The organism is Streptomyces sp. NBC_01197 (assembly GCF_036010505.1).
Taxonomy (GTDB): Bacteria; Actinomycetota; Actinomycetes; order Streptomycetales; family Streptomycetaceae; genus Streptomyces.
On record NZ_CP108569.1, the window covers coordinates 3,921,476 to 3,942,968 of the forward strand.

Below are 21,493 nucleotides of genomic sequence, written 5' to 3' on the forward strand. Positions count from 1 at the left end.
TGTGACCAGCTCGAGAGTGTGGCGCAGACGGTGGTTGCAGTGGCCGGGTAACGGGGGTCAGGCGAGCATGCCTTGGGCAGTGCGGAGGTCAATCGAGTGGCGCGGAGCGGTCGCTGATCCGCTTGCCCGGTGCGCACTATGTTGAGTGGAAAGAGGGGCACACCAGGCGAGATGGAGTTCATGAGATGCCGTTCATGGGCCGTCATGAGAAGGAGTTCCCGTGCGTGTGACTGGCTTCGACCACCTTGTCCTCAGCGTCGCCGATGTCGAGCGCTCTCTTGAGTTCTACTGCGGCCCGCTCGGTCTCGAACCAGTCAGGGTGGAGGAGTGGCGTGCGGGGAAAGTGCCCTTTCCGTCCGTACGGGTCAGTCCTGAGACGATCATCGATATCGTCCGTGCGCCGGAGAGCTCTGGGAACGGACCGGGCCGGGTAGTCGGTGGTGCCAATGTCGACCACATCTGTCTGGTCGTCGAGCCGCTCGACTGGCGACAGGCCATTGAGGCGGGAGAGTTGGCTGAGTTCACCGTGGTGGACGGCCCCGGTGAGCGGTTCGGCGCCCGGGGACGCGCCCAGTCGGTTTACGTGCGTGACCCGGACGGGAACACCGTCGAACTGCGCTGGTACCCGCAGGACGCCTGACGGAACAGAGCCATTGGCAGGGCCGGCCGGCGCTGAGTGGCGCGACCGGTCGGGCAGCGTCACTTGCCGAGCAGGGCACGGATCGCTGCGCGGTCGACGTTTGTCAGGCCTCGTACGAGCTGCGGGGTGAGGACGACGAGCACCAGGCCCAGCAGGGAAAACGCGCCTATCTGGAGCGGTGACGTGAGGTAGTGCTGGTGGTGCACGCCGTTGGACGTGTAGTCGTACAGCCGGTAGCCGGGCCAGCCCACGTAGTGCGGAAAGACCCATTGGTAGGCCGGATAGAGCGCTACTGTCCAGCCGGTGACCAGGAAGGTCAGCGAGAGGACGAAGCTCGCCACCCGCCACGGGAACACGAGGACCTGAAACAGCAGCGCTTTCCATCCCGCAGCGTCTCTCAGGCGGGTCAGCAGTGCGGGCCACCGGCCGGAGTGCGCCGAGGCCCGGACGGGGGCGGGGGCGGCGACCTCCAGACCGAGCTGTCTTCGGGCCCGGCCCCGCTCGGCGGTTCCGAGCGCCCGTGCCCCGGCAAGCATGGTGGCGGCCACCGGCAGTCCGAGCACCGTCACCGCCAGGCCCGCGCTCAGCGAGAACATCGCCACCGCGAAGGCGAATCCGACGATGGCGACCGGCAGTGACGTGAAGGTGTATCCGACCTCCCGGAACGTCCGGGAGGAGAAGGGCGCCCGCCAGAATCCTGTGCCGCCTGTGCCGCCTGTGCCGCCTGTGCCGCCTGTGCCGCCTGTGCCGTCGGGGTTGACGGGTGGGGTGACGGGTGGGGTGGTCTTCGTCGCGTACGGAAGGGTGCTGGTGCTCATCGTGGTCCTCGGATCATCGCGGTCGGGACGTGCCGTCCTGATGCCCTTGACGATCCCGGATCCAGGTGCCCAGCGGGATGGTGCGAACTGCCCTCTTGGGGGTGGTGCCAGCACCCCCATCGCAGCGGGCCACAGCGGATCTCGGCGGCCGCAGCGGGCCGGAAGCCCAACGACTCCGTTCAGTTGGGCGGGCCGCTCGCCTCAGTTGTCGGTTCTGTCGAATCGTTCGGAGAGGGCATGCGCCGCCGCGTACGAAGGGATGCCGGAGGTCCCGGCGGGGAGCGCTGTGCTGTCCGCCACGGCCCTGGCGGTGTTGACCGCTGCGTGCAGGGCCGCGCGGAACAGCAGGGAACCGCAGCTGATCCGGCCCACCCCCAGCGCGGCGAGCCCTTCGGCGGAGGGCCCGCCGGGCGACACCAGGATGTTGAGCGGAACGGCGAGGTCCCGGATCAGCGCGCTGATGGCATGTCCGTCCTGGAGACCCGGGACGAACAGGCCGTCGGCGCCCGCGCGTTGGTAGGCATCCGCTCGGCGCGCGGTCTCTTCCGTGTGCCCCGGGAGCCAGTAGGTGTCCGTACGGGCGTTCACGAAGAGCTGGGGCGCCGCGTCCTTCACCGCCCGGATGACCTCGCACTGCAGGTCCTTATCTGCGAGCGTGCCGTCGGCCCGCCCGTCCTCGATGTTGACTCCGACGACGCCCGCGTCCGCCAACTTGGCTGCAAGCCGACCTACTTCGTCCGGGTCGGTGCTGAATCCGCCTTCGATGTCCACGCTGATGAGGGCGTCAAGCCGGACGAGTCCCAGCGCGAGCTGAACGGTCTCCGCGCGGGCGTCGCCGGTCGCGTCCGGCTTTCCCGCCGCTGCCGCTACCCCGAGACTGGTCGTCCCGATGGCGCGGAACCCGGCCTCGGCGAGCGCGGCGGCGGAGGCATGGTCCCAGGCGTTGGGCAGTACGAGCGGCCCCTCGGTGGTGGGCTGGTGCAGGGCGCGGAACTCTTCGAAGGGGTTCATCGGACGCTTCCTTACGCCGGGTGCGGGGTGCGGGGTGCGGGGTGCGGAGGGAGGTGTAGGCGGATGTGGGTGGTTGTGGGCGAGGCGCGGTACGGGTTGTTTCCACCGTAGGCCCCTGGCTGTTCAGCGCCCGTCGAACCGCCGGTTCTCCGACCCCTCGTCCCTCGGTCCATCCCGGGGAGCCGCAGGGACGTCGGCCGCGGGCTGTGGACGCAGCGGATCCGGCCTGCTGCCGCGGTACTGGTGAGATCCGCCGTACGCCGGTCTGTCAGGGGCGGGAAACGTCGCCTGCGCGCAGCCACTCATCGAGAGCGGCGAAGTCCGCGTCGGTGAGGCCCTGTCGGGGGTCGACGCGGCGGAGGAGGGTTCGGGCGGGGTGGTGGGCCTCCGTCCAGGCCCGGTCGGTGTCGGTGTTCTCGTCGTCGAGCCATGCGAAGGGGCGGCCGTCGGACCAGTCGACAAGGGCACGAGTCTTCCAGTGGAGCCCGCCGCGCTCGTCCTCGCGGGAGGCGCGGGACGGCTCCGGCCAGGTGACTACGGGGAGCTGTGGCAGGCCCAGGAGCGGGGCGAGATATTTGTTGGCCTCGGTCTCCCAGGTGGTGACCCAGACCAGCTCGCACGGCAGCGCCATCAGCCTGGGCCCGAGCGTGGGGTTGACCCTGGCCAGCAGCGGATGCGCTCCGACTTCCTGCCGCATGTAGGTCGGGTAGCCGTCCGGATACTGCTCCGGTGTCGCCCCGAAGGGGATGAGCGCCCCGTCGACATCCAGGAAGAGGAGAGGCCGCAGCCGCAGCGGGGAACCGGTCACGGCTGCACCGTAACGGCCGTACAGGACTATCCAGAACCAGAACCAGAACCAGAACTGGAACTGGAATCAAAACCAGAACCAGAACCGGTCGACTCTCGTCGACATCCGTGCTCGCCGTGCTGTCCGCGATCGTGGCTCCGGGGCGCTATGCAGTGGCCGGACCGCCACGCGACCGCAGGGTGAGCAGTGTGATCTCGCTCGGCGCGAACACCCGGAAGGGCGGCCCCCAGAAGCCGGCGCCCCGGCTGGTGTACAGCTGGGTCCGCTCCCCGTGCCGGCTCAGGCCGTGCACCACCGGCTGGTCGATCCGGACGAGGAAGTTGAACGGCCAGATCTGGCCGCCATGGGTGTGCCCGGAAACCTGCAGGTCGATGCCGGCGGCAGCCGCCTGTCGGACGTACTTGGGCTGGTGGGCGACGAGCAGGACCGGCTGGTCCGGGTCTGCCCCGGCGAGCGCACCGGCCAGGTTCGTACGGTGCCCGGCCAGCCCGGAGGACTCAGCTGTCACGTCGTCCACGCCCGCGAGTACGAGCGAGTCCCCGCCGCGCTCCACTACGACATGGGTGTTGTGCAGCGGTTCCCAGCCCAGTTCCGCCATGCGGTCCAGCCAGCCCTGTGCTTCCCCGAAGTACTCGTGGTTCCCCGTGACGTAGACCTTCGCCAGCCGTGACCGGATCGTCCCGAGCGGGGCGGACTGCTCACGGCGCTGGGTGGGTGTGCCGTCGGCGATGTCGCCGGCGTGGACCACGACGTCCGCGTCGAGCGCGTTGACCGCCTCGGCGACCCGCGCCGACCAGCCGGCCCGGTCGATCGGCCCATAGTGGGTGTCGGCCAGCACGACGACATGAGTCCCGTCCAGACCGGCCCCGAGCCGCGGGACGTGGACTTCCAGCCGCCTTACCCGGGGGACGCGCATGGCCTCATGGTGCCCCCACACCAGCAGCCCGGCCGAGACCACGGCGACGGCCACGGCGACGATCCTGGCCCGGTCGGCGCCGCCGACGTCGAGCCCGATCAGTACGAGGTGCACCAGGCCGCCCAGCACGGACCAGGTGAACAGCACCCAGATCACCCCGAGGGTGCTGTCCGCGACGCGAGCCGCCCGGTCGGCCCGCCGTTGCCCGTGGCCCGCGACCATCAAGAAGGGGAAGACGACCAGCCAGGCGGCGAAGACGAGCGTGCCGGCCAGGGTAACCGGGAACGGCCAGTCGACACCGGACGCGAACAGCGTCCACCAGGGCAGGAAGAACAGCACCGCGAGGACGAGGAGGACAACGGCCCCGCCCAGCCGTCGGCGCAGGGACCGCTGGGGGTTCGCGCTCGCGCCCTGGGCACCCGGCTCGGGCGCCGACCCGGCCTCGGTCTCGGATCGGGAAACGGCCACCACGGACTCCGACGCCCCACCGGCCGGACCAAGGTCCGACTCCGACCGGTTGGATTCGCTCCGGTTGGATCCGCTCCCGATGGATTCGCCCGGGGTGGATCCGCTCCGAATGGATCCGCCCCGGTTGGATTCGCTGTCTGCCACTGCGCCGCCCCTCATACCAGCTGTCCCGTATCCGCTGCCCCACCGTCGGTCTCCATCATCCGGCACACGGCGTCCCAGGGAATGGGGGAGCGCCCCGTTTCCGTGCAGGCCCTGGTGTTGGGTTGGTGCCGACCGCGGGCCGGTCCGGTCTTCCTCCCCGGTCTTGTCTCCCCTGTCTTCCTCTGCTGGTCAGGGCCGGATGTTCGCCAGGTCCTCCAGAAGGCCGGGGTGCTTCGGCTCCCAGCCGAGCGCCTTCCGGGTGTGGGCGCTGGACGAGGGCTGGTCGCTCGCGAACACCTCACCGAGAGGGCCGTAGGTCTCCGACGGCACCGACTCGACCGGCATATTCAGCTGTCGGCCGATGACCGCGGCGATGTCACGCACCTGGTCTCCCTCGTCGGCCACGGCGTGCCAGGAGGTACCGGATTCCGCATGTTCCAGGGCGAGCCGGAAGAGGACTGCCGCGTCGAGCGCGTGCACGGCCGGCCAGCGCTGGGCGCCGTCCCCCGGGTAGCCGGACACTCCGGTCCGGCGGGCGATGCCGGTCAGCATCCCGGCGAACCCGCCCGTGCCCTGGTTGTGAACCGTGCGCGGCAGACGTACGGCCGCGCTCCGGACACCGCGCGAGGCCAGGCCCAGGGCCGCCGTGACCGCGCGACCACGGCCACCGACCACCCCTTCGGTCGACAGTGGGTCGGCCTCGGTGGAGACGCGGCCCGGTACGGAGGGCGTACCCGAGACGGTGACGAAGGGACGGTCGCTGCCGATGAGTTCCTCGCCGAGGGCCGCGATGGCGGCGCTCTCCTCGGCGACCGCGTTGGCGAGGGCGTCGGGGCTGCTGAAGTCATTGGCGAATGCCAGGTGGATCACCCCGTCGGCCTGGGCGACGCCGGCGCGGAGGACGTCCAGATCGGCGAGAGCTCCCCGCAGCGGCTCGGCGCCGGCGGCGTCGGCGGCGAGCGCGGACGCGTCGGAGCGGGCGAGTGCGAGGACCGTGTGGCCGTTCCCGAGCAGTTCGGCGACGACGGCGGATCCGATCAGACCGGTGCCACCGGTGACAAAGACGCGCATGGGACTCATGGAACTCTCCCTCAAGTGATGGGACTCCTGTCCCGTCACTCTACTGGAGGGATGGGACAAGAGTCCCGTCACCTATGATGGATCCATGAGCCGATGGGAACCAGGGGCGCGCGAACGTCTCGTCGTGGCTGCTGTCGACCTGTTCACCGAGCAGGGGTACGACGGCACGACGGTCGCGCAGATCGCCGAGCGCGCCGGCGTCACCAAAAGCACTTTCTTCCGGCACTTCCCCGATAAGCGCGAACTGCTGGTGGCCGGGCAGGAGGCGCTGAGCCGGCTGCTGACCGAGGGGATAGCCGAGGCGCCCGGTAACGCGAGTCCGCTGGGGGCGGTCGCTGCCGGTCTTGAGCGAGCTTCGGCAGCGATGGGCCCCATGAACCGCGAGCTCGCCCCCCGGCTGAAGGCGGCCGTCGCCGCCAGCGCCGAACTCCAGGAGCGTGACGCCCTCAAGGGCGTCAGCCTCGCGGCCGCGATGACAACGGCTCTGGTCGCCCGCGGCGTACCCGATCCGACTGCGGCTCTCGCGGGTGAGCTGGGCGTCCTCGCCTTCAAACGAGGCTTCGCCGCATGGTCCGATGGCGACCGTGATGCCAAGGACGAGCTCACCGGATACACCCTGGCGGCCCTGGACGAACTGCGCGCGGCGAGCGCGTCGCTGGGCTGACAGGCCAAAAACCTCAGGCGCTCATCGGCGGAGAGCTGATGTGCCGGCACGGGCGCGCCGTGGCTATGTTCTGCGGCGTGTGCCGCGGGAGCTTCCCCGTCCGGAGGATTCGTCCAGGGCTCTTCCCCGGGCGGAGAGGATTCGTCCAGGGATCCTCTCCGCCCGGGAGGATCCCTCCAGGGCGTCGCTCCGCAGGCGCCATTGACTCTTGCAGGCGCCGCCCGCACCCTCCCGGCATGACCGCATCTCATCAGGCTCCGTTCGCTCCGTGCGCCGGCGAGAGCTGGCGCTCGCCGTGGGAGATGTACGCGACACTGCGCGACGCGCACCCCCTCCACTACGTCACCGACGGCGACTACTGGGTCCTGACCCGCTACGCGGAGGTGCTCGCCGCCGCCCGCGACACGGACCGCTACTCCTCCGCCGACGGCCTGACGATCACCTACGGCGAGCGCGAACGCCTCGGCATCACCGACGCCGCCCCGATGGTGATGCTGGACCCGCCCGAGCACACCGAGTTCCGCCGGTTGGTCACCCGCGGCTACACCCCGCGCCGGGTCGCCGACATCGAGCCGCACGTCCGCGCCTTCGTCCGGTCCCGCCTGGACCACATCGCCGATCTCGGCGGCAACTGCGACATCGTCGCCGAACTCTTCAGACCGTTGCCCAGCTACGTCGTCGGCCGCTATCTCGGCGTCCCCGAACACGACCGCGCCCACTTCGACGGCTGGACCCACGTCATCGTCGAGGCCAACGCGCTGGGCGACCCGCTCGTCGCCGCCGAAGCCGTCACCAGCCTCTTCGGCTACTTCACCGAGCGCGTTCCACTGGTCCGGGGCTTCCTCCGAGTAGAGTCCCCGCTCCGGCAAGGTGGACCGGGCGACAGTATCGAGCAGTTCGGTCAGTTCGTCCTCCGCCGTACCGCCTGCCGCGGTGAAGAAGCAGTGTGGCGTCTCGGTGCGCCGGAGGAACTCCTCGACGAGGCTGGACTTGCCGACGCGCCGCCGACCGCGGATGAGGATGCACCGGCCTGGTTTCGTCGACCCGACGGCATCGTGAACCGCCTGCAAAGGGCTGTCCCGCAATTCCTGGTGGATCAGCGCGCGGCGTCAGATGCGGTGCATCGCAAGGCGGAGGGACGTCCGCATACTGGATGTATGTGGACGTTCCGGCAACGCGGCGAGGTGCCGTAGCTGTCGTCGCGCGCCCGCCGGGAATTGCGGGACAGCCCTAAGGCGTTGCCGAGCATGTGCAGCGTGATCCCGCCCGATGAAGCGTCGCATGGCAAACCGCCCGTGGACGGTGGTATCGGTAAAGACACTATTCCTATCGATACATCTTCCTTTTCACTCCGGCATGACGCCGTGGACGCGGGAAAGGGTGAAAACGCGCTCTGCATCCCGCAGGTGGCACCAGGCTTCGAGGTAGGGCGGGTCGAGCATGAGGCGGCTGAGGGTGCGCACCGTCCGGTTGCCCGAGGTGGCGACATACTCGACGGTGATGGCCTGGCCGGCATCGATGGCGTGGGCGAGCTGACGGACGTCGCTGTACGGCAGGCGCTTCGCCCATCCTGCGACGATCTCCTCAGTGTCCGTCGCGAAGGGCGTTCCTCCGTCGAACGGCGCGGGTTCGGATGGGGGTCCTCCCGCTCGAGCGAAGCCGAGAGTGGGGGATGTCGACGGGGCGGCCAGCAGTTGCGTGGCCAAGGCGGTCGGGTCGGCGGCGGGTACCTCCGTGCGTGTCGCAGCGATTCGGGCTCTGTCCCTCGCGCCGGCGCCCCGCGGAGCCGGAACGGGAGCGGCCCGCCGCGGCCGGGTTTTCTCGATGCTTACCGTGCCGTCGGCAGCCTCGGCGACAGGAGCGTATCCGTGGGCTCGGAGCGCGCCGAGGGTCGTGTCGATCGAGCTGCGGCTGACCAGCACAGTCGGAGCCAGCTGCCGTAGTCCGAGCTTGGCGAGCCCTCGGTGGGCGGCGAGCTCGGCCAGGAGCGTGGGCTCCTCGCCGTGGATGACGCAGGCGGCGGGGGCGATACGGATGCGTCCGTGGCCGCGCGCGGTGTCGGCGATCAGATACGACAGCGGCTGCGGCAGGGGCCCGGTGGCGACAGCGGTCAGGTCGGCCGTGATGTCGCCGGGGATACAGCCGGCGTCCAGGGCCCGGCGGATGCTGCCGGCGCTGAACCGCCACACCGATGCCCTGCCGCTGGTTTCCCGCTCGGCGACAGAGTCAAGCAGTGCGGCGAGCTGTGTGGTGGGCGTACCAGTGACGACGGCGGTCAGGTCGGCGCCGATCCGGGCCGTGGCGGTGGCTGGGGGCAGCAACCGGCGGCACTCGATGCGCAGCACCTCCATGTCGCCGGCCCTCAGGATGACGCCAAGGGAGGACAGGGCTCCGCGCGCGAGTACGCCGAGCAGTTCGGCCTCATGGATCACGCCGGCGAACGGCATTCCGTCCTGCGGCGCCCAGTCGGCGAGCGGGCGATGCCAGGCGATGAGGGGCCCCAGATCCGAGACGGCCCTCACACCTTGTCCTGTTGGGAGCTGTGCGGCTGCGGCCAACAGCCCGTCGCGGGCCTGTAGACAGCCGTTGCAGGGCGGTGCGCCGACGAGTGCGGGGAGCGCCTTGTTGTCCTCGTCGCGGGCTCGGGTGGGGGAGAGCGGCAGGTCCCGCCATGCCTGAAGCAGTACGGCGAACTGCTCCGACGGTTCCTGTTGCGCCCAGGCATCGTAAGCATCGGTGGGTGCCATGCGATTGCCGTCCCGGCCCAGGAGCCCAGCCGCGTACGCGGCCTCGAGAGTGAGGCGGACGACAGCGTCATCGGTCTGGGTGGTCTTGCAGATCCGGGCCAGTTCACGGGCGCCGATCCCGCCGGACTTCAGCCGGGCCGGTGGAGTTGCCGAGCAGGCCATCAGGACCGAGGCGGCATCGGATACGAAGGCCGGTGCCGCGGCCGATGCTTCGCGATCCACCTCTGCCGGAGTGACGGATGCCAGTCGCGCGGAAGGAGGTACAGGAGTGAATGGAGCGTGCCAGTCGGGTCCGCGCAGCGCGCGTGCCACCTCGGCGGGCATACGGGCCCGGCCGAATCGGTGACGGTCCTGGATCAGCAGCCCCCGGTCCAGCGCCCATCGGGCGCCTGGTTCGAGGTCGGGTCCGGGAGTTCCGAACATGACGAACTGTGGCTGCCCCGGCTCACCCTGCGCTCGGCGTTCGAGTAGTTTCCGTGCTGCCGCAGGGGCCTTCGCGAGCATGGAGGCGATCTGCTCCGAGTCGCTGTGGTGCTCCACCAGGGCGGCCAGACGCTGCGGCTTGGTGCCTGGCGGCTTGACGCCCAGTGTCACCAGTATGCCGCGCAGTTCGTCGGAGGTTGTGCCCGCCAGCAGTCCTTCCACCGGAGCATCCAGCCCCAGGGGCGCGTCCCACGTCTGCCGCAGCGGTCCGGTCATTCGGAGCCGCCCCGCGCTGTCCGGCCAGACGAGAGCGTGATCGGCCAGCACCTCCAGCACGGCGTCCAGTTCGCGCGTGGTCGCGCCCTCCCCTGCGCCCAGCAGCTCTACCAGGTCATCGCGCGATGTGGGCGCCCCCAGCGCTGCCAGCGCCTCGGCCACTTGGAGGTGCGGCAGGGCGAGCCGCGGCAGGACCAGTGCCACCGATCCCGGGCGTTGAAGGCGATCTGCCAGTTCTCCCACCGAGCGCGGCTCCGGAAGGGACACGGCGTCCGGCCGTGCCCCGAGCACGCGCGCCAGACGAGAGGCGTCGAGGCTGCCGAGCCATGTAGCCAGCGTTGATGGGGACTTCATGCGGCGTACACCTCGTCGGGCCAGGGAGCTTCAAACAGCGGGGTCGGTTCAAGGATGGCGTATCCCCGTGATCCGAGGATGCTGCATGAGGGACAGGTTCCCTCTCGGTGGGTGCCAGCGGCTCGTGGGCCGCCCCAGCCCTGTCGCGCGAGAGGGGCCGCAGGTCGAAGAAATGACCGAAATGGGTACTTGTAAAGGCAATTGGAGATGCAATCAGTGCACGCCGAGAAGCCGAGCTGCGATCGCAGCTCGGCTTCTCGTTTCGCCTGTTCAGGCGCCTGCGGAGGATACGAGATTCGAACTCGTGAGGGGCTGCCCCCCAACACGCTTTCCAAATGTTCGTCTGGGGTTCGGGGAGGTGCGGGGACGTCCTGACCTGCGCGGCCGACTTGCTCAACGGCAACGCCGAAATAGTTGCCCCCGCATGGCTCACCGACCACGCCCGCCGACTGGCGTCCTGACCTGCGGCGCGGCCAGCGGCTACATGATTGCCGAACCGTGGCGTACGCCTGCAGGAGCGTCAGGTACGTGAGCGGCGGGGCGTACGGGGCGGAAAGTCATCCGCGTGGCATTGGCCGAGAGCGTCGCGTACGCCACTCCCGTGCCCAGCGCCACCGCCGGCAGCGTCTCCTCGCGCAGTATCGCCCGTAGCTGTCGGCCGGTCGTGCCGATCCAGCGCAGCAGCAGGAACTCGTTGCGGCGGGCGCCTGTCGCCCTCACTGGCTCCTCAGGCTGTCTGGCCTGCGGCGAAGGCCCGGACCAGGTTGTGCAGGAAGTAACGGCCGGGGACCGGCTCCTGGAGGAGGTTGGCGTCGGCGAGGCTCTCCATGTAGGTCTCGGCCTCGCGGGGTGTGACGCCGGCGAGGGTCGCGGCGGTCTGAACGTCGATGTCGGGGACCTGGCGCAGCCCTAGGACGCGCAGCATGCGCCGCTGCGGGACGGACAGGCGCAGATAGGAGAGCTGGAGGGACGGGGCGACTCCGTAGGCGTCGATGGAACGGCCCGAGGAGAGGCGCTCCGCCAGCTGGTTCAGGCTCCGGCCCGGGTGGCCCCGCAGCCAGGCACCGGCGAGTTTGACAGCCAGAGGCAGGTGTCCGCAGTGATGGACGACCGATTCGACCAGCTGGACGGGCTCGGCTTCGACGCGGTGCGGACCGACGACAGCAGTCAGCAGTTGGGCGGCCTCGGCCTGGTCCAGTACGTCCAGGGTCAGCAGCCGCGCCTGGTCCAGGCGGGCCAGTCGTCGGCGGCTGGTGACGATGACCCGGCAGCCGGGCGCGGTCGGCAGCAGCGGCTGGACCTGCGCCTCGTCCGCTGCGTCATCCAGTACCAGCAGCATCCGCCGGTCCCGCGTCAGACTGCGGAAGAGCGCCGCGCGTGCGCGCTCGTGCGGCGGTATCTCAGAGCCCGGCACACTCAGTGAACGCAGTACGAGTTCCAACGCGGTGGCCGGTTCGACGGGGCGCTTGGGCTGCGCGAAACCCCGGAGGTCGACGAAGAGCTGGCCGTCCGGAAAGCGGGGGGCGAGCTGATGGGCGAGGTGCACCGCGAAGGCGGTCTTGCCTATGCCCGCCAGACCGTCCACCACGCAGACCGTCGTCCGGGACACCCGCTGCGACAGCAGGTCGCGCAGTTGGCTCAGCTCCTCCTGACGCCCGATGAAGTCGCCTGTACCCGGGGGGAGTTCGTCGGGAACAGCGACACGGGCCTTCGCCGCGAGTGTCGTCGAGGTGGAGCGGAGGGGCAGGTTCAGCGTCGGGTCGTTGGTGAGGATCTGCTGGTGCAGAAGCCTGAGTTCCGAACCGACGGCAATTCCGAGCTCACCCCGCAGCCGTTCGCTGACCTGCCGGAACGCGTCGAGTGCTTCGGCCTGGCGGCCCTGCCGGTAGAGCGCCAGCATCAGCTGTGCCCAGAAGTGCTCCCGCCACGGGCACGTGCGCACCTCGTCGCGGAGTTCGACGACGACCTCGCGATGCGCCCCGCGTTCCAGATCGAGGTCGATGCGCTGCTCCAGCGCGCAGTAGCGGCGTTCGGTGAGCCCCGGGACGAAATCGCGGTGCAGGACGTCCGAGGGCACATTCGACAGTGCGGGCCCCCGCCACAGGCCCAGCGCCTCGCGCAGCAGTGCGCTTTCCCTTCGGTGGTCCCGGTCGGCAGCCATGCGCTGGGCCATTGTCAGCGTGCTGCGGAAACGCAGCAGGTCCAGCTGGGAGTCGTCCGCGGTCATGAGATAGCCGCCCGGAAGGGTACGGATCGGCTCCAGCCGCTCGTCGGAGGATGGGCTCAGTATCCGGCGCAATCTCATGACATAGGAGCGCAGCGTCGTATGGGCGCCTTCGGGTGGATTTTCACCCCATAGATATGCGGCCAATTCATCCATGGAAACCGTTTGATTGGCACGCAGCAGCATCGACGCCAGTAAGATTCTTAACTTCGCCGCCGGTACGGGCACTTCTCGCTCCCCGCGCAGCACACGCAATGGCCCAAGTAATTGGAAGCTTAGGTTGCTTTCCTGCGTCACCATCTCGCGTCCCATCTACGGGCCCCTGTGCCGCTGTGCGGCGCGGAGCGGGCTTTTTATTGGCGCATAGGAGGCCGAGCAAATTCATGCTGCCAGGCGCTGGCGCCACCGTCCAGCCACTGAGACGCCACAGTTGCCTGAGATTCTTTGTGCGGACGAGGTCCGCGTTCGATGCAAGTTGTTTCTCGGTCATTCTGTAACGGCAACGGCCGAGTGGCCGAGAATTGCCGCAGGTGCCCTCAGGAACCTCACGCAGGAAAACGAAGGAGTGGGCGTGTACGACTCATCCATGCTGGTCAAGGAGATCTCCGACTGGTTGTCAAGGCCCGCCGACGAGGTGGATCGACAATTCACAGGATCGGAACGTGACAGGATAAGGGCGGCAGTTGCCGAGCTGAACGAAAATGCCTTGTCCGGAGATCCGGAGAGCTTTTATCACCAACAGCTCCTGTTGTCCCGTATCTACCACCTGATCACGCGTATCCCGGATGCGGAGACAGCAGAGGGCTCGCTCGCGGTCCATGAGGTGACCCGGCTGCTGGAGCAGGCGACGCTGCTCGGCGAGGACCGGCAGCTGGACGCCGCGCTCCTGGAGGGCCTGCCCTCCGACCCCGGTGAGTTCCTTTCCTGGCTCAAGGGGCAGGCCAGGCAGCACCGCGTTTTCAAGCACCCGTACTACACGGACTTCATCCGCAACCACGCCACCGCGGCGGACGTGCGCACGTACATGATCCAGGAGTCCGTGGTCGACGGTCGGTTCGACGACCTGCTGGCTCTGATGCAGGTGGGCACCAGCGGTGCCGCGAAGATGGAGATCGCGTCCAACTTCTGGGACGAGATGGGGAATGGAAAGCCCGAAGAGGTCCACACCACTCTCTTCAACCAGATATTCGACGTGTTCGAGGTGTCCGAGACGGAGCTGGAGGAGACGCTGACCGCCACCGCACTCCTGAGTGGAAATCTCGCAGTGCTCCTCAGCCGGTACCGGCACCGGTATCCGGAGGCCGTCGGTTTCCTGGGCATGACGGAATGGCTGGTGCCGGACCGCTTCGTGCAGGTGGTGAGCGCGTGGGAACGACTCGGCCTGCCGGACGTGGGAATCGTCTACCACCGTCTGCACATCACCATCGACTCCCAGCACGCCGCGGGCTGGTTCCACAACATCGTGAAACCGGCCGCGCCGTCGGAGTACATGCGACTGGGAATCGCCCGCGGGGCGTTGTGGCGGCTCAACTCCTCGGCGCGCTATCTGGACGAACGGCTGGCCGAGGTGCCCGGACGGGTGGCCGGTGAGAAGGCGGAGGACCGCGTCGCCGCGGAGACCACCGCGCTCGTCACCGGATGACGTGGCGCGGAGCCCCGTCCGCCGGACGCGGGCCTGCACCCGGACCCGGCCGGAAGCACCTCGTGGAACAAGCCTCACGGAATGAAAGGCGAGTCATATGCCACTGACCGACCAGCGTTTCTCGATCATCGACATCCCGGCGGTCCAGCCGAATGTGCTGGCCAGCTATGACAACTGCCCGGTAGACGAGTACATGGGCAACGGCACCCGGTACAAACGGTTCTCGCAGTACCGCATGAGCTTCACGGAGAGTGCCGGTTGGGGTTTTGAACTCCTGCCGCACCGGGACTACACCACGTTCAAGAAGTTCAATAACGTCGCCGGTGGTATCCGCCGGGGGTATCTGCCGATCGAGGTGGATTTCACGCCTCTCATCCGGGCCGGGGCCGAGGGGTTCCCCCTGGACACCAAGGACGAATGGCAGATCAACGTCCATCAGAACCGCACCCGGGCCACCGGTGAGAAGCCCGGCCCGCTGACGCCGGAGGGCGTGCACCACGACGGGCACGAATTCGTCATGATCGCCGTCCTGCGGCGCAACAACGTCGGGGGCGGTCTGACCCGGCTGTGGGAGCCCGGCGCGGAGGAGCCGTTCTGGGCCGGCACCCTGGATGCCGGTCAGGCTGTGCTGCTCGACGACCGGGCGCTCGCACACGACGTCACGGACGTGCTCTCCGCCGACGGCGGTCCGGGGCACCGCGACATCCTCATCGTCGCCTTCTCCCGCTGGAGCGAGAAGTGGTACGGCGACCAGCACGACGAGGCGGCCCTGGACGACGTGCCGGAGCCGTCGGGGATGTAGGGGCGCGGTTCTGGGTCCGGACCGCCGGGGGTCGCACACCGTACGAGCATCTCTCGTCGGTGTACGACCCCCGAGCGGTCGGGCGACCGGTCGGGCACCGTCACGACTCCCGGAAGCAGGTGGCACATGTACGACTTCGTGAAGTACCAAGCACTGGGCAACGACTACTTGGTCATCGATCCGCAGCGGATCGACCTGCTGGAGTTGCCGTCCACCGCGCAGGCCGCCCGCCTGCTGTGCGACCGGCACTTCGGCATCGGTGCTGACGGGGTCCTGCTGGGACCGGTCGGCGCGGTGAGAGATGGCGAGCCGGTCGTCCTGCGCGCCTTCAACTCCGACGGCAGCGTCTGTGGCAGGAGCGCCAACGGACTGCGAATATTCGCCCTCTACCTTTACCAGTACCACCAGGGAGCGCGGGACGTCGTCATCCGTACGCTCGCGGGCGACACCGCGGTGCGGATCGAGGACCTCGACGAGGGCATCGCCCGGGTGGAGATGGGCCGCCCCACCTTCGAGGCGGCGGACATTCCGGCGCAGGACCTGCCCGGCCCCGTCGTGGCCCGGCCGCTGGACGTGGCAGGGCGACAGCTCCAGGTGATCTGTCTGAACAACGGCAACCCGCACACCGTCGTCCCGCTCCCCGAAGTGTCCGCCGCGCTGGCACATGAGGTGGGGCCGCTGATCGCGGGCCATCCGGCCTTCCCCGAGCGGACCAACGTGCAGTTCATGCGCGTGCTCGACCGCGAGACGGTGGAGATCGAGATCTGGGAGCGCGGCGCGGGCTACGCTCTGGCCTCCGGCAGCAGCGCCTGCGCCGCGGCCAGCGCCGCTCATGCCCTGGGCCTGGTGGACCCCGCGGTACGGGTGCGGATGCCCGGCGGCGCCTTCGAGACCGCCATCGACGCGCAGGGCGCGGTCACCCTGTCCGGCGCTTCGGAGCAGGTCGCGGCCGGATTCCTGGCACCGCGACTCCGCGCCCGTCTCGGACTGCCCGCCGCACTGGACACGGCCGCACCGGACACGCCGGTAACAGGCCCGCCCGCACCGGACACGGACACCAGCAGGCCGACCGCCGGTGCCCCGGCCGGGCAGGGGACTGCCGCATGACGTCCCTCGACGCCGGCATCGCCGCGAAGCCGTTCTACTCCATCGCCCGTTGGACGTTCGTCGACTCCGCCGGGCGCTACGACATCGACCTCGGCAACAGCTACGTACCGAGCCGCAGACTGTCCGACCTGAGCGTCCCCGCGGACCTTGAGCTCGGCTACGGGACCGACCGGGGCACCACGGAACTGCGCGACCGGATCGCCGGACTGTACGGCGGCCGGCCGGAGTCGGTCACCGTCACGCACGGCGCGCAGGAGGCGCTGTTCCTGTTGTTCGACGTGCTGCTGCGGCCCGGCGACGAGGTGATCGCGTTCAACCCCGGATGGCAGCCGCTGCTGGACCTGCCGCCCCGGCTCGGCGCGAGCGTGACGGTCCTGCCGTACGGACCGGATCTGTCCGTGGACGCCGCCGCCGTGACCGCGGCGGCCGGTGAGAACCTGCGGCTGATCGCGCTGAACTCGCCCTGCAACCCCACAGGCCGCCGGGTCGAGGAGGAGGAACTTCGGGCGCTGGTGGCGCTGGTGGCTGAGCGGGACGCCTATCTGCTGGTCGACGAGGAGTACGCGATCGATCTGTCGCGCTCCCCGGCCGTCGGCCAGGACCGGGTGATCTCGGTCTCCGGTCTGTCCAAGACCTACGGCCTGCCGGGTCTGCGCACAGGCTGGGTGTACGGCGCGCCGCAGGTGGCGGAAGCCTGCGCGGAGCGCAAGTTCCTCACCTCGATCGCCAACTCCGTGCTGTGCGAGGCCCTGGCCTGCTCGGCGCTGGACCGGCACGAGGACTACGCGCGGGAGTACCACCGGCTGTGCGCCCCGGGCCTGCGGCTCGTCGAGGAGTGGGCGGCCCGCCACCCGGATGCCGTCCGGCTGGCGCCGCCACAGGGCACGCCCTTCGCCTGGATACAACTGCGTACCGGCGAGACCTCCTTGGCGCTGTGCCGCCGGGCGCTGGAGGCCGGTCTGTTGCTGACCCCCGGGGAGACCATGGGCTCAGACGAAGGCTTCCGGCTCGGCTTCGCCCGCGAGGTCGACACGGTGACCGAGGGCCTGCGGCGGCTGGACACCGTACTGCTGCCGGACGGGCCGTCCGGCGGGGACAGGCCGTCCGGCGGTTGAGGGCGTACCGGCCTCCCTCAGGATCGCGCCGGTTGGCCGGTCTCCTCTTCCTTCTCCTCCTCGGGTGGCCGGGGTACGGCTTCGGCTTCGTCCGCGGTCCCGGCTCCGGCCCCGGCCACCGGACGTGACGGCGCGGTGCGGGTCAGCAGTACGCCACTGACGATCAGCACCGCGCCCACCACGGTGTTCCAGCCCAGCGACTCGTTCAGGAAGAACACCCCGACGATCGCCGCCCACAGCGGGGTCAGATACGCAACCGTGGAGGCGACCGTCGAGCCGACGGCGCGGATCACCGACAGGTTCCACATGTACGCGAGCCCGGTGCCCACGGCGCCGAGCACCACCATGCCGGCCATCGGCCCCGTCCCGGCCCAGTGTGGTGTGCCGCTCAACATCGGTGCGCACACAGCGAGTTCGAGGGCCGCCCAGCTGACCTGGATGGCGGTCAGGGTGATCGCGGGGATATCTCCGCCGGACAGGAACCGGCGGGTGTAGGTGTAGCCCAGCCCGTACGAGGCGGTGGCGACCAGGCAGATCACACTCCCCTTCATCAGCGAGGACTGCCCGCCCGACCACACGCCGAGCACCACCAGGGCGCCGACCAGGCCGGTGGCGATGCCGAGCAGCCGCCGCAGGGTCGGTTTCTCGTCCGGCAGCATGACCACTACCCAGACCAGGGTGAACAGGGGAATGGTGGAGTTCCACACCCCGGCCGTGACGGAGGTGATGTACTTCTCGCCCCAGGCGAACAGGGTGAAGGGGAAGGCATTGAGCACCGTCCCCACCACCAGGGCGTGCCCCCATACTCGCAGGTCACGCGGCACCCCCAGCCGCCGCACCAGTACCAGGCCCCACAGCACCAGTGCTCCGAAGAAGCACCGCCAGAAGGCGACCCAACCCGGTTCGATACCGGCTTCGACACCGATCTTGATGAGCGCGAACCCAGACCCCCAGATCATCGAGCAGATGACGAACTGAGGTACCCACGACTTGGCCGGTACAGCGGATAAGGCGTCTACGGAGCTTGCCACTTCGGGTCCTTTCGATTTGCCGTGCGTTTCTTGTCGCGCGTTTCTTGTCGTGTGTTTCTTGTCGTGCGTTTCACGGGGGCGGACCTGTGCCCCTCGATCACGTCTCCGTGCTGCGCCCGACCGCCGCCGAGGCGAAGGCGCGCACCAGGGGATGGGGCCGGGAGGTGTCGTCGGCCAGTTCGGGCTGGAACAGGGTGGACAGGAAGAACGGGTGCCCCGGCAGTTCGGCGATGCGGGGGTGGCCGTCGTCGTCGTGGCCGGTGAAGCGCAACCCGTGGTCGCGCAGAGTGCCGGCGTACCGGGGGTCCAGAGCGTGCGTGCACTGGTAGCGCTCCACGGTCGTACGCGCGCCGAGCGCTTCCTCGGCCAGTGAGCCGGGCTCGATGCGGACGGTCCCCTCATGGCCCGCGAGGTCGCGCGACAGCGGCACGATCAGCGGAAGCGGGCTGCCGGGGGAGTTCTCGGCGTGTGCGGCACCGTCCAGCGCGCAGACGTGGCGGGCGAATTCCAGGAGGACGTGCAGGAAGCCGCCGCAGGTCGCCAGCAAGGGGATGTCCCGCTCGCGCGCCGTGCGCACAGCGCTCACCGCTCCGGCCTCGCTCAGGTAGGGGCTGCCCGGCACCAGCCAGATGCCGTCGAACCCGGCCAGGTCCCGGGGGCCGTCGAGCTGCGCGGTCGACACCCAGTAGGCGTCCACCAACAGCCGTTCGCGGCGCCATAGCCTCTCCAGCATCGGCGCATAGCGGGTGTGCGCGGGCACGCCCGCCGACCGCTCGCCGACGAGCGCGATCCGGGCGGGCCGGGTGCGCGAAAGGTCCGGGTCGGCCTGGGGGTGTGGTGCGACGGTGGTGGGCACGCCGGAATCATCCAGTAGCCATGGCAAAAGGACAAACGATAGCTTCTGATTCCTCGATAAGTGATGCTGATCTGGTGGACCCACGCCTGCTCAAGACCTTCTCGGCCGTCATCACGCACGGCTCCTTCTCCGACGCCGCCAGGGAGCTGGGCTACACCCAGTCCGCGGTGTCCCAGCAGATCGCCTCACTGGAAGGGGAGCTGGGCGTCGAGTTGGTCCGTCGACGGCCGGTCGGCCCGACGGAGGCCGGTACCCGGCTGATGGACCACGTGGCCTCGATCCTCCTGCGCATCGACGCCGCACGCGCGGAAGTCCAGAGGGTGAAGGGCGGAACCACCGGGCGGCTGACCGTCGGCATCTGTCCACTGGCGGCCACGGCACACGCACTGCGCATCATCGGTGAGGTGGCCCGGCGGGTCGGCGTGCACGAGCTGACGGTACGTACGCTGCCGCGCCAGGCCGTCGCCGAGGGCGTCGCCACCGGCGAACTGGACCTCGGCCTGGTCGACGGCTTCGCTCTGTCCGATGACCCCCTGCGCCCGCCCAGGGTGGCCGGGCTGCACGGCGCACCGGTCTGCCGGGAGCCGGTGGTGGTGGCCCTGCCGCCCCACCACCCCCTGGCACACCGCACGGGTCTGCGGCTGGCGGACCTGATCGACGCCCGGTGGATCGACGCTCCGGGCGTGAGCGCCCCCCTGGCGGACCTGTCCGCCGTGGTCGGAGACAGCCCCCATCTGCGGGTGGCCCTGCGATACGACGGCCACGACGTGCGTACGTACACCGAGCTGCTTGCCGGAGGACAGGGCCTGGGCCTCCTCCCACGCTTCGCGCTCGCCGGGCGGCAGGACCTGGTCGGCATCCCACTGACACAGCCGGAGCTGTCCCACCGCGTCGAGGCCCTGCGCGTCACGGGCGGCCCACCGGTGGTGGACGACCTGGTCGCATCGCTCACCGAGCCCGTCGGCACCGAGATCCAGCCGCGAAGCTGAAGGAGGACAGGAAAAGAAGCTGAAGGAGGACAGGAAAAGACGAAGGCCCGAACCGTTTGCACGGTCCGGGCCTTCTGCCTGCGGAGGATACGAGATCCGAACTTGTGAGGGGGTTGCCCCCAACATGCTTTCCAAATGTTCGTCCAGGTGTCCCGACGTCTCAATGGTCACGGCGTGGATGTCTTCGGACACGCGGCCGTGAACGTCGAGCACCGGCTGTCCCGTGTCATCGAACCTTGAGCATTGTCACCGAAGGTTGGTGATCGATAGGTTCGTGTCATCGAAGGTTGAGTGTGGCAGTACCGCCGTCGGCAGGGGTGAGTGAGGGCCTGGCGGCGGAAGAACGTTCGGCGAAAGTCACAGTGACCGCATCGCGAACGCATCTGGACGGTCTCTCCGGTCAGAACCTGGTCCTTTCTGAAGCTGGCGAGCGGAGCGGCAGCGTCACGCCACCATCCCGAGCACAGCCTGCAGCCCGTCCGGCCGGCTCTCTACCGGAAGGTGCTCCACCGGCAGGTAGCGGCACCCGACCGTCTCGGCCCCGCCATCCTTCTGCCGCTCGTCACCGACCATCAGTGCTTCGGCGGGGTTGACGCCCAGCTGGTCGCAGGCGAGCCGGAAGATCCGTGGATCGGGTTTGTCCATCCCCACCTCGTACGAGAATATGTTTGCGTCGATGTACGGCGTGAGGCCGAGCGCGTCGAAAACCGGCCGCCAGTCCCAGCCGACGTTGCTCACGACCGCGATCCGCACACCCCGCTCGCGCAGCCCGCGCAGCACGTCGAGGGCGTCCGGGTAGAGCCGCCATGCGGCCGGCTGGAACGTCCGCTCATACAGCGCGTCGTACAGGCCCTCCCAGGGCAGGTCCGCCCGCCGCGCCAGACCGGTGAACGCCGCACGGTGCGCCTCCTCGCTGCTGTCGCGCGCCCGCCACACCGCGGCCAGCTGATCCGGCACCACCCGTGGCGGCGTGCCACCGGGTACGGCCCCCGCGGCGTCGAGCCGCTCCCCATACAGCCGTACTTCCTCGTCAGATGCCTCGATGCCGCGATCGTCGAGCACCCCGCGCAGCCAGCTCTGGGCTGACTCAATCCGCAGCAGGGTCCCGGACGCGTCGAACAACACACCCTTAATCGTCATGATCGCGACCCTAGCCGCAGCACACCGTCGAGCGTCAGGACCCTGGCGACAGTTCACTGTCGAGCGTCAAGACCGCGAGACCGCTCCCAGGATCAGAAACAGGCTCTGACCTGACCGAGCAGACGAGGCAAGCGAGCACACCGCTCAACCTTCGGTGACATCACTCAAGGTTCGATGACACGGGACACCGGCTTGCGACAGATCACGCAGTGGCCCCGGAGCAGCAGGGGTGAGGTGC

18 protein-coding genes and 1 pseudogene are annotated in these 21,493 nt (G+C 69.3%); 7 read left to right on the forward strand and 12 right to left on the reverse strand.

From position 1 onward, the window contains the following. Positions 1-220: 220 nt before the first annotated feature. On the forward strand, positions 221-640 hold the full coding sequence (locus OG452_RS17860; protein ID WP_327296583.1) for a VOC family protein: 420 nt from the start codon (positions 221-223) through the stop codon (positions 638-640). A gap of 59 nt (positions 641-699) precedes the next feature. On the opposite strand, the gene OG452_RS17865 is transcribed toward OG452_RS17860, so the two are convergent. The 5 genes from OG452_RS17865 to OG452_RS17885 form a co-directional block, all read right to left on the reverse strand. Next, complete coding sequence (locus tag OG452_RS17865) at positions 700-1,458, reverse strand: sensor domain-containing protein (RefSeq protein ID WP_327296584.1); 759 nt, start codon at positions 1,456-1,458, stop codon at positions 700-702. A 201-nt stretch (positions 1,459-1,659) separates the two neighbouring features. Further along, complete coding sequence (locus OG452_RS17870) at positions 1,660-2,469, reverse strand: isocitrate lyase/PEP mutase family protein (protein ID WP_327296585.1); 810 nt, start codon at positions 2,467-2,469, stop codon at positions 1,660-1,662. A 268-nt stretch (positions 2,470-2,737) separates the two neighbouring features. After that, a complete protein-coding gene (locus OG452_RS17875) occupies positions 2,738-3,277 on the reverse strand; it encodes an HAD domain-containing protein (protein WP_327296586.1) in 540 nt (179 codons plus the stop codon). A gap of 145 nt (positions 3,278-3,422) precedes the next feature. Beyond that, complete coding sequence (locus OG452_RS17880) at positions 3,423-4,664, reverse strand: metallophosphoesterase (RefSeq protein WP_442810044.1); 1,242 nt, start codon at positions 4,662-4,664, stop codon at positions 3,423-3,425. Positions 4,665-4,994: 330 nt separating this feature from the next. Further along, positions 4,995-5,876, reverse strand: coding sequence for an SDR family oxidoreductase (locus OG452_RS17885; RefSeq protein ID WP_327299678.1), 882 nt, complete (start codon positions 5,874-5,876; stop codon positions 4,995-4,997). 94 nt (positions 5,877-5,970) lie between these two features. On the opposite strand from OG452_RS17885, the gene OG452_RS17890 reads away from it, so the two are divergent. After that, a complete protein-coding gene (locus tag OG452_RS17890) occupies positions 5,971-6,549 on the forward strand; it encodes a TetR/AcrR family transcriptional regulator (protein WP_327296587.1) in 579 nt (192 codons plus the stop codon). A gap of 818 nt (positions 6,550-7,367) precedes the next feature. Here OG452_RS17890 and OG452_RS17895 read toward each other — a convergent pair. From OG452_RS17895 to OG452_RS17910, 4 genes and pseudogenes are all read right to left on the reverse strand, one after another. Continuing rightward, positions 7,368-7,649: pseudogene (locus OG452_RS17895) on the reverse strand (ATP-binding protein); the annotation flags it as partial. Between the two features lie 246 nt (positions 7,650-7,895). After that, on the reverse strand, positions 7,896-10,349 hold the full coding sequence (locus tag OG452_RS17900; RefSeq protein ID WP_327296588.1) for a helicase-associated domain-containing protein: 2,454 nt from the start codon (positions 10,347-10,349) through the stop codon (positions 7,896-7,898). 480 nt (positions 10,350-10,829) lie between these two features. Beyond that, positions 10,830-11,069, reverse strand: a complete 240-nt coding sequence (locus tag OG452_RS17905; protein ID WP_327296589.1) for a hypothetical protein — start codon at positions 11,067-11,069, stop codon at positions 10,830-10,832. 7 nt (positions 11,070-11,076) lie between these two features. Beyond that, positions 11,077-12,885, reverse strand: a complete 1,809-nt coding sequence (locus OG452_RS17910; protein WP_327296590.1) for an AfsR/SARP family transcriptional regulator — start codon at positions 12,883-12,885, stop codon at positions 11,077-11,079. A gap of 436 nt (positions 12,886-13,321) precedes the next feature. Between OG452_RS17910 and OG452_RS17915 the strand changes: the two genes are divergently transcribed. The 4 genes from OG452_RS17915 to OG452_RS17930 all read left to right on the forward strand — a co-directional run bounded on the left by OG452_RS17915 (position 13,322) and on the right by OG452_RS17930 (position 17,239). Further along, positions 13,322-14,215 (forward strand): iron-containing redox enzyme family protein, encoded by an 894-nt coding sequence (locus OG452_RS17915; RefSeq protein ID WP_266855369.1) that lies wholly within the window; start codon positions 13,322-13,324, stop codon positions 14,213-14,215. Positions 14,216-14,312: 97 nt separating this feature from the next. Then, positions 14,313-15,017, forward strand: a complete 705-nt coding sequence (locus OG452_RS17920; RefSeq protein ID WP_266855370.1) for a 2OG-Fe dioxygenase family protein — start codon at positions 14,313-14,315, stop codon at positions 15,015-15,017. A gap of 126 nt (positions 15,018-15,143) precedes the next feature. Continuing rightward, complete coding sequence (dapF, locus tag OG452_RS17925; protein WP_327296591.1) at positions 15,144-16,124, forward strand: diaminopimelate epimerase; 981 nt, start codon at positions 15,144-15,146, stop codon at positions 16,122-16,124. Next, positions 16,121-17,239 carry a pyridoxal phosphate-dependent aminotransferase gene (locus OG452_RS17930; RefSeq protein WP_327296592.1) on the forward strand — a complete coding sequence of 373 codons (1,119 nt, stop codon included), beginning with the start codon at positions 16,121-16,123 and terminating at the stop codon, positions 17,237-17,239. The genes dapF and OG452_RS17930 overlap by 4 nt, the downstream gene beginning before the upstream one ends. A gap of 17 nt (positions 17,240-17,256) precedes the next feature. On the opposite strand, the gene OG452_RS17935 is transcribed toward OG452_RS17930, so the two are convergent. Then, positions 17,257-18,270, reverse strand: a complete 1,014-nt coding sequence (locus OG452_RS17935; RefSeq protein ID WP_327296593.1) for a DMT family transporter — start codon at positions 18,268-18,270, stop codon at positions 17,257-17,259. Positions 18,271-18,367: 97 nt separating this feature from the next. Beyond that, positions 18,368-19,126 (reverse strand): CTP synthase C-terminal region-related (seleno)protein, encoded by a 759-nt coding sequence (locus OG452_RS17940; protein WP_327296594.1) that lies wholly within the window; start codon positions 19,124-19,126, stop codon positions 18,368-18,370. A gap of 74 nt (positions 19,127-19,200) precedes the next feature. On the opposite strand from OG452_RS17940, the gene OG452_RS17945 reads away from it, so the two are divergent. After that, positions 19,201-20,115 (forward strand): LysR family transcriptional regulator, encoded by a 915-nt coding sequence (locus OG452_RS17945; protein WP_327296595.1) that lies wholly within the window; start codon positions 19,201-19,203, stop codon positions 20,113-20,115. 444 nt (positions 20,116-20,559) lie between these two features. Here the strand turns inward: OG452_RS17945 and OG452_RS17950 are convergent, their stop codons facing one another. Beyond that, positions 20,560-21,255, reverse strand: a complete 696-nt coding sequence (locus tag OG452_RS17950; protein ID WP_327296596.1) for an HAD family hydrolase — start codon at positions 21,253-21,255, stop codon at positions 20,560-20,562. Between the last annotated feature and the right edge of the window lie 238 nt (positions 21,256-21,493).